Consider the following 12,980-nt stretch of genomic DNA (forward strand, 5'->3'; position numbering starts at 1 on the left):
CTAGAGAAGTGCTGCTTTTACCGGTCAGGTACTCAGTGACCACCTTTGTACGAAACTCGAAAGTGAATTTAGACATAGTAAAACCCCCAAGGTTGAATTTGTTGTCCAACCTTGGGGGTTCACTTCAGTTGTGTTAAATCTTTTTTTATCGCATTAAGATTAATAGTCCAGTCAAGATCAGCAGAATAAGGACAAACGCGCCATCGCGTCCATGAAATTGCTGAATTCGAAACTTGGTTCGGTTGGCTGTCCCGGAGTAACCACGTGCTTCCATGGCAGTACCAAGTTCATCTGCTCGGCGAAAACTGGTCACCAATTGAGGAATTAACAGGGGGATGAGCGCTTGCATTTGTTGAAAGACATTGCCCTCGCCAAATTCGACTCCGCGTGAACGTTGAGCGGCCATTAATTGACTGGTTTCATCCATGAGGTTAGGGACAAACCTGAGTGCCAAAGCAAGCATGAGTGCCACTTCGTCTACTGGAAAACGAAACCAGCGCAAGGGGCGCAACAATGATGCTACGGCATCTGCCAGTGCTAATGGGGCAGTGGTCAGCGTCAGCAGTGTTGAGACAAATACAATAAAGACGAAACGAAGGAACACGTAAAGCCCATTTTGAAGTCCAGTTTGTGAAATGATCAGCCAGCCCCATTGCCAATAAACAGTGCCGCCATGAGTAAACAGTAGCTGCATAGCAACTGTAAAGATGATGAGCCAGAACATTGGCCGCAGACCTCTGAAAAAGAAGCGCAAGCTGAGTCTAGCACACAACACCCCAATCAGAACAAAACTGTATAGCAACAAATTCGTTTGCCAGTTATCGGCTAGAAAAATGATTAAGATGAGGTATAACGTTGTCAACAGTTTGACTCGCGGATCCAGCCGATGGATGATGCTGGTTCCGGGAATAAAGCGGCCTAACAGAAGGGCGTTACTCATGTATCGTGCCTCCCTTCATCGGAAAGTAACAATTCTGCTAGGATTGACGATTTAACAATGAACTGGTGAGTTGTGACAAGATGGCGCGAACGGGCATGTCCGGCAATTTCTCAATGGCAGTTAATGCAGTGTCGGTGTAATCTTTGGCTAGCTCTTGTGCCTTAACAACACCACCGTGGTCACGAACGAGTTGATCAACTGTTTTAGCGTCATCGTCTGTCATTTTTAGTCGTTTGCTAAGGTATGGTGCAAAGGCATCGGGCGCTTCACGTAAGGCGAGAATCAGGGGCGCTGAGTAAACACCTTGGCGCATGTCTTCTTGGACAGGCTTGCCAAACTGACTGCTGCTGGCAGTGTAATCGAGGATGTCGTCCAACAACTGGAAAGCAACCCCAATGTTGAGACCAATCGTTTGAGCATTGCGGGCAAAACGTAGGCTGTTGCCAGATTCATACGCACCGAGAAAGGTACTGAGCGCGAATAACTGGCCTGTCTTGCCGGAAACTTGGTTCAGGTATTGGTCGATGGTGATAGCCATGTTATACCGCGTGGACATTTGTGCTAACTCACCGTTTAAAATGGCTTCCATGTGTTTGCCATCCTGTTGCACACTGCGCAGATCACTGGCATAACCGGCCAACAGTTTGAAGCAGACGGTAAAAAGGTAGTCACCCGCATAGACGGCGGTATCTTTACCAAACGTTGCTTGAATAGATGGTAGTCCACGACGCATGTCAGATTCATCGATGATATCGTCGTGAATTAACGTTGCAGTGTGTAAGGTTTCGACAGCAGCGGCCAATGCAATTATCTTGTGACGATCCGTTTGCTTAAATTGTGAAAATAAGAGGCAGTACGCTGGCCGTAACATTTTGCCGCCGGCGTTAATCATGTCTAAAATAGCGTCTCTTACCGGGACGTTATTGGTGGTAATGTTCTGATCAATTAAAGTTAGCACCTGTTCAAGTTCCGTTTGGAGAGCCGGGTACTCACGCCACATTGGGTGAATTTTCATGATTGGTTCCTCTCTAGTGAGTGTTGATGGTCGTACCGAAGTCGACTCAGTGTGTCGACATGTTCAAATAAAAAGTTTGCGGTAATACCAATCGCAATTCCGGCAAGAATACCGATAACCGCTAGAATTGGTAGGTAGAGCATGACGGTCCAGCTTTGTGCGACCAAACTGGCAACAGCTAGTTGACCGACATTAAATAAAATTCCGCCACTGGCTGAAATGCCAATCATGCTGACCCGTTTCTCACCGAGCTGTTTGATTAACAGCATGCCCAGCCAAGATAGAAGGGCACCAGCTGCACTATACATAAAGGTAGCCACGGTACCACCAAGCAAGGTCGTCAGTAACAAACGCATACTCATGAGTAAAAAGCTGTCGCCAACAGGCATTGTGAATAATGAAACCAGGGTGATAATGTTTGAAAGGCCTAATTTTGCGCCTGGTGCGAATGCAAACGGAAACGGGATCATTCGTTCAAGTAAACCGATAATCACGCCCTGAGCGCACAAGAGGGCAATGTAGATGTACTGTCGTGTTCTTGATGACTGAACATTCATGGTTTAACAAGTCCTCCCGTAGAGTTGCTGTGTGTGGCACCGTTTGAACTCTTCACTTCTACCAACACTTTGTGCGGTAGACAAACGATGGTTTGACCAGGTTTGCTGATGGCTGAGTGGTGAACACAAATTTGATCGGGACAGTTGGCATCACTGATTTGAATACGATTATCAGTAACCAACGTGTCGTTATAGGCACCGTGACCCATGGTGAAATGATAATGTGTTTTACCTTGATGCCCAGTCAGTCGAATCCGTTTAAGTACGTGACCATTGTGGGAAACCACAGCGGTATACACTTCGTGACTTTTGGCCGTTGTTTGAGCGGCTGCTTGATGATGTTGGCTAGTGGTGAAGACCATCAGGGGGATGAAGGATCCGATAATCAGTAGGGTCACGATGATGATGTCAAACGGTCGGATCATTTTCAAATACCGTTTGACTGTGGGAGAAAGCTTCACGTAATCACACTTTCTTTCATTATTAAAACCGTTACATATTTACCTATAGTAGTTGGACGCCTGTCGTTACTTCGGTCAGAGATGCCGTTCCATGGGACCGGTTTGAGCCCTGAAAAGCGGTCTCGCACCTCGACTTTGAGCCCCAACACCGGTCTCAAAGCTCGTCCAGCACCACTGAGTAGCCCAAAGCGCTACTTAGTGGTGCTATCACGGAACTCTACCTCTGACCGAATCCACTACTTTGAGGCATATCAATTAATCAGTAGCATCAGACCGAAAACGGGGTTAGTGGTACTAAAAAGTAGCGACATATTTTTCATAACGCGCTCTCAAGTCGGACTTGATCACGTTTACTTTTCAAAAAAGAGCCCTAGGGCAAGTCTACCCTAGAACTCTACCACTGACAATATAAGCTATGAATGATTACTTCATGACATCGCTGCCATACAAGGCTTTCGGAGTTCCATATCGCCACTTACCGAAGACCCGTTGTAGGTAAGGCACTACCCACTTGTCGAGGCCAAATGCACGACCGGAACCATTCATGCAGGCAATTGCGACGAAGAAGATCCACATGTTAACCCAGTAGAACATGCCACTAAGACTGAAGACAACAACCATGGCTGCTGAAGCAGCTGACATCACCCAAGTGAACAAACCGAGAACCAAACAAACCCCAATAAAGATTTCAATAATGGTCATAAACTTTTGCATGAAGAAGGCTGTTTGTTGGTTTGGAACAAATACTTGAGTTACAGCTTGGAACCAGTGTGGCATCTTGGAGAAGACCATCTGTGGGTCATGACCGTAATCGTAGGAAAGAGAGAACATTGTTGGATTTGCAGTAGCTGTGGTGCTTGCTGCGCCACTTGCACCGCTAGCTGCACTGGTAGCCGTAGCACCGCCACCGCCAGATCCAGCAGCACTAGCACCGCTAGTTGTTGCTGGCTTTAACCATGCGAATGGTAACCGCAGCTTAGGTAAGAACCATGAGCCTTTACCTTGAATCTTTGGCCAAATATCAACCAACCACATCATACCTAGGAAAATCCGTGCAGGGACAGTCCACAATACGTTACCTTGACGAGAAATGTGACCGCGGAAGAGATTCCGATTATGACGGGTCCGGAAGAACTCGTGCATACAGTACTGGAAGAGGTAGTAGGCTGAGTAAACTTGAATGAAGTAGAGGATATTAACCAAATGCTTCATCAAAATGGCCCAGAAGTTAGATAGGTGAATCTTACCCATCAAATTGGCAACCCCATATTGAGAACCCAAGGAAACCATGAAGCCTGAATAGTTTGGCTTGAATTCGACTAATGGTTTGCCATCCTCTGTGTTAATGATGTTGGAAACGGCAGCTTGAGCTGTTTCTTCAGCACCTTGGACAATTTGTGGTTGACCTTTACCGGAACCGTCTTCGTCAAGTAAAGACACGTCACCAACGACGAAGATGTTTGGATCTTCTGATTGAGTGTACTTATTAACCTTGATTCGGCCGGCACGACCTTGTTCCAAACCGAAGTTGGCGGCCTGATCAGTTGCTTTAACCCCGGCAGTCCAAATTAACGTGCAAGTTGGGAAGGTGGAGCCGTCTTTGAGGTCAACGTGATCTTCATGGACACCGACAACACCGGTGTTCTTCATGATCTTGATACCACGTTTGGTCATGTAACGTTCCGCTTTATCGGCATCGCGGCGGTCCAACATGTTCATGATGGTTGGCGCCATTTCCATCAAGGTAAACTTGATTTCAGTTGGATCAAGTTTGTTATCCTTGGCCAATTGATCACGCCAGTCACGCATTTCACCAATCGTTTCAGTACCAGTGAACCCGGAACCAACGACAACAAACGACAGTAATGCTTTACGTTTGTCTGGATCGGTTTCGATAGCACCTGCACGAACAGATTTTTCAATGTGTTCTTTAAGGGCTACGGCTTGTTCCCAAGAGCCAAGGGTGAACCCATGTTCCTTAACGCCAGGTGTACCGAAGTCGTTTGGCTGTGACCCAATGCCTAAGATGACATAGTCGTAATCAAACGAACCGTGTTCAGTAACAACTTTTTTATCGGTTCGGTTAATTGACTTAACCGTATCCGTCACTAACTTAACGTTCTTACGACGGCAGAACAAACGCTGTAAATCGTACTGAATAGCGGTAGCATCCACCCGGTTGGCGGCAATTTCATGTAACTCCGTCATGTAGGTGAAGTATGAATGCTTATCGATCAGCGTGATCTTAACGTTGGAATCTTTTTTGAAATGCTTGGCCAGATGCTTGGTGGCGTAAACGCCAGCGAAGCCGGCACCGACGACAACAATATCCTTTTGGGCCATTTCCAACAACTCCTCTGAGATAATATAAAAGTTATAAATAAGTGCATTAACTATGAAACAATTATAGCGTTTACATTCGTCGATTGTCTAGACCTTCAGGAATATATTCACAAAAAGAAGTCATTTATTGTACACAATTATGTTGAATGTAGAAACCGTTTACAAGATTGACAAACAAGGGGGCGAATAAGAAATGCTGTTTAGTATCAATTTTAAACAAATTGAAAAAATACATTTTTCGTAATATGATTCACAAACCGAAACTTTACTGCTAAATCGTGATGGGGTGAGTGATGAATGCGTGTTCTGGCTAAGAAAGCAGTAACTTAAGGCGTGGCGTGACTAATGAATATGTTTTTTGGCCGCTATTGGTAATGCATTCAAGTTTCCGATATCATGGAAGTGAGTTGTTGTGACCGTTGCAAAAGATCGAGACGGAATGAAAGGTCGTTCTGGTTTTGCAATGGACGAAGTTTAGGGGGAAACTATGGGATTATCATCTTTCGGCGAACTGGTGGCGTTGCGAACAAAACTCGCCAGTATTTTGCCGTTTCTAGTGGGTGTTCTTTTCGCTGTCAATTTGGGGTATGACATAAATTGGGCGAATACAATTATTTTGTTTGTCGTGACATTGACGCTGGCGATGGCGACTACTGGTATCAGTAATTTAGTGGCCTATAACAAGTCACAAGGATCAGCGAGCGCACAGTCGCAAACAGTTATTGGTAAACGTCAGCTGCCATTGTTATTGGTTCAACTCATGCTCGTGGTGATGCTGACACTGGCCACCTGCCTTGGTATCTGGCTAGTTTGGCGCACCAACTTAATGCTTTTACTATTAGGAATTGTTGGGTTTGGCATCGCCATCTTTTATACGATTGGTCCTGTGCCATTGTCACGTTTACCACTGGGCGAAGTATTCGTAGGCGGTTCATTGGGATTATTGTTACCGTTTACGGCTGTCTATGTAAATGTGCCGTCACAGAAGCTGATTGGTATTATTCTGCACTGGCCGGGGATGCTTGTTATGGGCAATTTGTGGTCGTTAATTGCTGTCGTGTTGCTTTGTTTACCGTTAATGGCAACGACGGCTAATTTAATGTTTGCAGAAAACATTGTTGGTTTACGTGATCAGACGATTGATGAAGATAAACACACCTTGCCTGAGTATTTGGGGCAGCAGTGGAGTCTAATTGTTTACCGTAGTTTCACCGTTATTGGTTTTCTTGGTATTATCATCGGCATGGCGACAGGAATGTTATCTTGGTGGTTAGCGGTCATGCTGATAGCAGTTCCTGCTGTTGTACTCAACGACCGTCATTTTAAACAAATGGTTGAGGAAAAAACAACATCGACTGCTGATGATATAACGACATCAGCACATAACGGTTTGTTTCAAAATGAGTTATGGCCAGCAATCAGTAATATCCTTTGGGTCAATGGATCATTATTACTGAGCTTGATTTTGGAAATGGTGGTGCAATAAATGAAAACAGATTATAAACCGTTAACGTGGCCACTGTTTTTGGAGCTTATTCGTTTGCCAGCCAAAACAGCCAGTTTGCTGCCGTTTTTATTAGGGACATCGTACGCATATTACGCCTATGGTCAATTTAACTGGCTGAACACGCTGATTTATTTTATCGGACAAATGAGTATTGCGTTTTTCGTGACGGGTTTTAACAATGTTCAGGATTATTACAAAGCCAAAGATTTGGCTTACCGTGGTCGGGATAACATTTTAGGACGGGAGCATTTGAACCCGCGTCACATGATGGCGTTAATGATGGTGTTTTTGATCATCGCATGCAGCATGGGAATCCTTCTGATAATCCGGACAAACTTAGTGTTGCTCTTTATCGGTGGGTTAGCCATTTTGATTGCAATCACATATACGGCAGGGCCAGTACCATTATCACGAATGCCATTAGGAGAAATATTAAGTGGTTTATGTGAAGGTTTCGGCACAATCTTTATTGCGGCTTACGTAAACATGCCTAAACAATTGCCGATAGCGATGTATTTTGATGGTTGGCATTTTGTAATTACCGCTAATTTGGCCGTGATCCTGACATTGTTCGTGATTGCCTTGCCAATTGTGATTTTAGACGGTGGGGTTATGTATGCCGATAATATTTGTGACCTTCAACAAGATATGAAAAACCAACGTTTTACGTTACCTTACTATTTAGGAAAACAACGGGCCGTAAAACTTTATCCGTTCGTGCCCGGAATGGCATTTGTCTTTGTGATTATTGGAATCTTGCTTGGCTGGTTACCGTGGTTAATGATTGTTGTGTTCGGTTTGATTCCAGTTGTGATCCAGCATACGAAGGCCTTTCTCGCGGTTCAGGATAAAGGTAAAACATTTATTACTGCGATTCAGAATTTGTTAAGCGTTGCTTCTGTAGAAGTTGCGGTGTTAGTGGTGATGGATATAATCAGATTATTAAAGTCATAATTAAATAATTGCTATTACCAAAATGCTTTTATTCAAAGAAGTAATAGTCTTAAAAAATAAAATACGCCCGCTTTTCAAATCTTGATGACTGCTACCAAGAATGCGAAAGGCGGACGTATTTTAATTGTATGTGTCAATTGATACTAAACAATGTTACTGGGTGATCTTTTGAAATGAGCTTGTGAACAATTGATGCGTAATTTGAAAGACCTGATTCTTGTTGGCATAATCGGCGCCTAACACAACGGTGATTACCCGATGATGATGCTTTTTGGCTGTGCCAACAAAACAATTGCCTGCACCTTCTGAGGAACCGGTTTTCAATCCATCAACAGGGGTGTCGTCAAAGTGATCGGGTTGAGTTGGCAACATTCGATTCTCGGTTGGGAAGGAGCCTGATAGATCGAAATTTACGCGTGGTTCACTTGCAATACTCAATAATTGATCACCGTAGTGACTTAAGGTCTGTCTAGCGACTGTCGCAACGTCTTGTGCACTCATCTTATTTTCCGCATCTTCTGGTGTACCAGGGACGCGTAAATCGCCAATTAAGTCATTGTTTAGGCCGGTCACGTTTACAAGTTGGTAATGTTTCAGATGCCACACGTGTGCCTGATGGTTTATTTGCTTAACGGCTTTTTCTTGACTCCCAAACATTTTTTGAGCAAGTAATAATACGGAGCTATTGGCTGAATGAATGAGTGACGTGTATAACAAATCGCGAACTGAATACTTCTTGCCAGCTTGGAGCGGCACGTTGGCGAGTCTTGAATCTTGGGATAGGCTGGCAATATTTTCTGGTGCCATAACTGTATCCGTTAACTTAAGTTTTCCCTGATGGATCTTTTGCAAGGCAAAATAAACGGTAAAAAGTTTAGAAATGGACGCAATTGGGCGAACGGTTGACGCATTTTCTTCCTGGTATACATGACCGGTTTTAGCATCAAGGGCCAGTTTGGATACTGGCATTGTATCTGCTTGAGCTGATATTGCCGGAGAGATAATCACGCCGCTCAAGCCTGACAGACATAGTAGTATTAGCAAACAGCGTTTCATAATTGTTGTGACCTCCGTAATTGCTGATAACGTTGAATGACTAGAACGATGAGTGTAACGATTAACATGATAAAAATAGACAGAACAATGCAGTAGAATTGTTAAAAAATCGTACAATAAGTATAGCAAGAACATAAATACGAGAGAAAGCAGACAGTTATATAATCACTGATACTTTTTGGAAAAAAAGTTTAATTTGAAAGGTTAGTTTATCAACGAAGTCATTATTGGGACTTCCACTGAAACAAGAACAAAGGGTTCAAACTGGATTATTAGTTCTTGTTCGATACATTATTTATAGAATATCATTTTTATAACAAACAGAAACGATTGAAGTGGAATTTTTGCAAAAATTAAAAGCCAACAACTCTTAACATTGTTGGCTTTGTCAATGCAATTTAAAAAACGAAAAATGTTCTTATTCTTTTAAACAAAATCTGTTCATAAAATACATTTCAGTGCAATGCAGCAATAATCAGACAGACGATGACTAACCCTAGAACAGAGTAGCCACTGTAAATACGCATTAGACGAGTGGAACGGTGTGTTAGTCGAGTTGCGACGTAACGAGCTACGTTAAGAATCGTTAAGATGATAAAAATCCAGAACAAAGTCCATAAGAATGTCATGGTGATGCCCCCCTCAGCGTGGCTTGTTCCACTGACAAAGAATTTCGCCCCTTACTCAAATTGGCAAAAAGCATCGCAATAAAGGACAGTGGACGCTGCACGTTTGTTATTGTTCACCTTTATTGTAATCGCTTTATTTATGGATTGATAGTTTTATCACCGTTCTTTCCGGGGTGACGTTTATACTGAAAAACGTATAATGAAAGTAAACTATCTATCCATAGATGGGAGGTGTGGAAATGACAATTCGGTGTGCGTGGGGTCAAGAACCAGGGTTAATGCAGACTTACCATGACGTGGAATGGGGCAAGCCGCATCGTGATGATCATGCGTTGTTTGAATTAATGTGTATGGAAATGTATCAAGCCGGACTATCGTGGCGCACAGTATTAAACAAGCGCGCAGCATTTAATGAAGATTTTGATCATTATGACATTGAAAAGGTGGCGAACATGACTGAAGCAGATTGGCAGCCGTTCTTGCAGGACGCTCGAATTATTCGTAATCGGGCTAAGTTGGCCGCCACGGTAAGCAATGCGCAAGCCTTCATCAAAGTTCAAAAAGAATTTGGGAGTTTTGCACGTTACTGGTGGGCCTTTGTAAACAATCAACCACTTGTAAACGACGTGGTCACGGAAGATGATGTGCCTGCCAAGACAGCACTGTCTGTCAAAATTGCTAAGGACTTAAAGTATCGCGGTTTTAAGTTTATGGGACCAGTGGCTGTCTACGCGTTTATGCAAGCCAGCGGACTCGTAAACGATCATCTTAATAACTGTGCGTTTAAATAGATTAGTCCCTTGTTGCGGAATGCAAAAAGGATGACGGCAAGAATAAGAGACAATATAGGAGGAGCGATTAAATGGCAATCCAGCATAAAGAAACGATTCCAGATAATATTGAAGTGCGTGGTGCACGAGTCAATAATCTTAAAAATGTGAATGTTGATATTCCGTTAAATGCGTTTGTCGCCATTACCGGGAGATCGGGTTCTGGGAAGTCATCGCTGGCGATGGGAGTTTTATATGCTGAAGGGGCACGACGGTATTTAAACGCATTGTCTACATATACGCGACGACGAATCAGTCAGGTCGGCGCGGCCAATGTTGAGTCAGTGCAATACTTGCCATCTGCATTAGCGTTGCGTCAACGACCACAGGTGCCAGGTGTTCGCTCAACAGTGGGTACAATGAGTGAGAGTCTAAATGTTTTACGATTGATGTTTTCACGATTGGGCTCCACAGTCTGTCCAAACGGTCACCGTGTGCCACCCACCATTGAAGTGGCGGAAAATGATGGTTGGATTGTTTGTCCAACATGTGGCGTTCGATATCGTGGTCGTGGTGCCGAGGATTTTGCTTTTAATGCAGGCGGCGCGTGTCCAACGTGTGGCGGGGTTGGTGAAGTTCGCCAAATTGCTGCGGATCGGCTTATTGGAGACGAAAATCTGACTATCCGTGAGGGTGCAGTGGCATCATGGCATTTAGCCGGTCGCAACTTCATGCCATTGGTAGCGGAAGCAGTGGGAATTCCCATCGATGTGCCTTATAAGGACCTATCTGATGAAGCAAAGGATTTAGTGTTACATGGCAAAAAGCAGCCTTACGCCATTAACATTCCGAGTTCGAAGGGCAAAATCTTCCATATGGATAATGCAATGTACGAAAATGCCTTCAATGCCGTGGAGGATTCAATGGCCAACACGACTAACGAGCGAGCGATTGAACGGCTCAACAAGTTTTATGTGTTTGATACATGTCCAACGTGTCATGGCTCTCGTTTTGATCCAGCACTGTTAAATCAGCTTGTTGTAGGACACAACATTGCGGAAATCACCAAAATGGACTTGGATCAACTAATGAAGTTTGCGGATACGATTGTTCCTTGGTTGCCCAAACGCGTTCAGCACTTGGGGACAGACCTTGTTAAAGAATTTAAAGACAGTTTGACGCCACTCACGGATTTAGGACTCAATTACCTGACGTTAGATCGTGCCGGTAACACATTGTCGACGGGTGAATTGCAACGAATCCAATTAGGACGCACGTTGCGTAGCGAGACCACAGGCGTTTTGTATGTTCTTGATGAACCCTCTGTCGGTTTGCACCCGGCAAACGTTACTGGACTGATTAAAGTTTTCCATCAGCTAGTTGAACAAGGCAATTCGCTGGTGGTTGTGGATCATGATGTTAGTATCATTGCTGCCGCCGACTATGTTATCGAAATTGGTCCTGGAGCAGGCAAGCAAGGCGGACAGATTGTCAATCACGGGACTGTTGCCACGATTCGTAAGCATGAGTCTTCCTTAATTGCACCATTCTTAAATGGCACGGCACCAATTCGAGAACGACCGCAATTGACTGATAAACAGCTTTTTGCGAAAGGCAAATTATCAATTGAAGTTACCAATCGTTTTAATATTAGTGATGTTAAAGCCCAATTTCCCAAAAACCGGTTATCTGTCGTGACAGGGATGTCTGGAGCTGGGAAAACAACGCTAGTGCTAGATAGTCTGATTCCTGGGATTCTTGCGGATGTCAAACATCAACAACTGCCAAAGCAGGTCAAAAAGCTAGACCGAGCTAAGATTCATAATGTGGTCATGGTCGACTCTGTACCAGTGGGTAAAAATGTTCGTTCAACCGTTGCGACTTACACGAGTGTGTTGGACACTGTTCGGACCTTATTTGCCAATACCAAAGAGGCACAGGAAAAGGGATGGACAGCCAGTCATTTTTCTTACAATTTAAATGATGGTGCCTGCCCATTATGTCATGGCACTGGCACAATAAGCATGGACGTTCAGTACTTACCAGATGTCGAGGAAGTTTGTCCTCAATGCCATGGTCAACGCTATAATCAAGAAACATTGAGTGTGAAGTGGCACGATCTTTCAATTGCTGATATTCTGGCGTTATCCGTTGATGACGCGCGCAACTTGTTTGTCGATGTACCAAGCGTGGCTAATACGTTGGGTGCGCTACATGACATGGGTCTAGGCTACCTTGAACTTGGCGAGAGCACTCCAACGTTGTCCGGTGGTGAAGCACAGCGTTTGAAGCTGGTATCACGAATGGGTCGTCGCCAGAGCGGTACGTTATTTGTTTTTGATGAACCGTCTGTGGGACTTCATCCATTAGATATTCAGCAGTTGCTGAGAGTGTTTGATCAACTCATTAATGAGGGCGCCACGGTGATTGTGATCGAGCATGATCTGGACGTCATGGCTAACGCTGACTACATTGTTGATATGGGCCCTGAAGGTGGTACGAAGGGTGGTCAGTTGGTCGCTGCCGGGACCCCAGCTGAGGTAGCCCAAACGAAGACCAGTGTTACGGGACAGTATCTCAAGGAGAAACTGGCTGGCGGACCTGTCACGGCTTAATTATTAGCTGCCTTTTGTGGTTGTTAACATTGGTACCGTTCTGCTTATATGGTTGCAGATTCCATTTGACACGTAACAACTTTTTTGTAAATAGTCGGCTAGGTTGTGATAGGAGTGAAGCTGACCGGAAACA

General features: G+C 44.3%; 11 protein-coding genes. 4 read left to right on the top strand and 7 right to left on the bottom strand.

What is annotated here, in order from left to right:
* Positions 1-145: 145 nt before the first annotated feature.
* From LDK34_RS09835 to LDK34_RS09855, 5 genes are all read right to left on the bottom strand, one after another.
* The gene (locus LDK34_RS09835) at positions 146-940 is read right to left on the bottom strand and encodes an energy-coupling factor transporter transmembrane component T family protein (RefSeq protein WP_178942709.1); all 795 of its coding nucleotides are present in this window, start codon (positions 938-940) and stop codon (positions 146-148) included.
* Between the two features lie 37 nt (positions 941-977).
* A complete protein-coding gene (locus tag LDK34_RS09840; RefSeq protein ID WP_236941805.1) occupies positions 978-1,955 on the bottom strand; it encodes a polyprenyl synthetase family protein in 978 nt (325 codons plus the stop codon).
* Positions 1,952-2,512, bottom strand: a complete 561-nt coding sequence (locus tag LDK34_RS09845) for a Gx transporter family protein (protein WP_178942707.1) — start codon at positions 2,510-2,512, stop codon at positions 1,952-1,954. Before LDK34_RS09845 ends, LDK34_RS09840 begins: the two co-directional genes overlap by 4 nt.
* Positions 2,509-2,973: a NusG domain II-containing protein gene (locus tag LDK34_RS09850; RefSeq protein ID WP_178942706.1), complete on the bottom strand. Its 465-nt coding sequence runs from the start codon at positions 2,971-2,973 to the stop codon at positions 2,509-2,511. The genes LDK34_RS09845 and LDK34_RS09850 overlap by 4 nt, the downstream gene beginning before the upstream one ends.
* A gap of 423 nt (positions 2,974-3,396) precedes the next feature.
* Complete coding sequence (locus tag LDK34_RS09855; RefSeq protein ID WP_236941806.1) at positions 3,397-5,316, bottom strand: NAD(P)/FAD-dependent oxidoreductase; 1,920 nt, start codon at positions 5,314-5,316, stop codon at positions 3,397-3,399.
* A gap of 487 nt (positions 5,317-5,803) precedes the next feature.
* Here LDK34_RS09855 and LDK34_RS09860 point away from each other — a divergent pair, with 487 nt between their 5' ends.
* Both LDK34_RS09860 and LDK34_RS09865 read left to right on the top strand, forming a co-directional pair.
* Positions 5,804-6,802 (top strand): UbiA prenyltransferase family protein, encoded by a 999-nt coding sequence (locus tag LDK34_RS09860; protein WP_178942705.1) that lies wholly within the window; start codon positions 5,804-5,806, stop codon positions 6,800-6,802.
* Positions 6,803-7,777, top strand: a complete 975-nt coding sequence (locus LDK34_RS09865; RefSeq protein WP_178942704.1) for a prenyltransferase — start codon at positions 6,803-6,805, stop codon at positions 7,775-7,777.
* 153 nt (positions 7,778-7,930) lie between these two features.
* On the opposite strand, the gene LDK34_RS09870 is transcribed toward LDK34_RS09865, so the two are convergent.
* Positions 7,931-8,833 carry a D-alanyl-D-alanine carboxypeptidase family protein gene (locus tag LDK34_RS09870; RefSeq protein WP_178942703.1) on the bottom strand — a complete coding sequence of 301 codons (903 nt, stop codon included), beginning with the start codon at positions 8,831-8,833 and terminating at the stop codon, positions 7,931-7,933.
* A 455-nt stretch (positions 8,834-9,288) separates the two neighbouring features.
* Entirely contained in the window at positions 9,289-9,462 is a 174-nt protein-coding gene (locus LDK34_RS09875; RefSeq protein ID WP_178942702.1) for a hypothetical protein, read from the bottom strand.
* Positions 9,463-9,701: 239 nt separating this feature from the next.
* Here LDK34_RS09875 and LDK34_RS09880 point away from each other — a divergent pair, with 239 nt between their 5' ends.
* Both LDK34_RS09880 and LDK34_RS09885 read left to right on the top strand, forming a co-directional pair.
* Positions 9,702-10,253, top strand: a complete 552-nt coding sequence (locus LDK34_RS09880; protein WP_178942701.1) for a DNA-3-methyladenine glycosylase I — start codon at positions 9,702-9,704, stop codon at positions 10,251-10,253.
* A gap of 71 nt (positions 10,254-10,324) precedes the next feature.
* Positions 10,325-12,847, top strand: coding sequence for an excinuclease ABC subunit UvrA (locus LDK34_RS09885; protein ID WP_178942700.1), 2,523 nt, complete (start codon positions 10,325-10,327; stop codon positions 12,845-12,847).
* Positions 12,848-12,980 lie beyond the last annotated feature (133 nt).

Origin of the sequence: Furfurilactobacillus milii (assembly GCF_021654115.1) — a bacterium.
Taxonomy (GTDB): Bacteria; Bacillota; Bacilli; order Lactobacillales; family Lactobacillaceae; genus Furfurilactobacillus; species Furfurilactobacillus milii.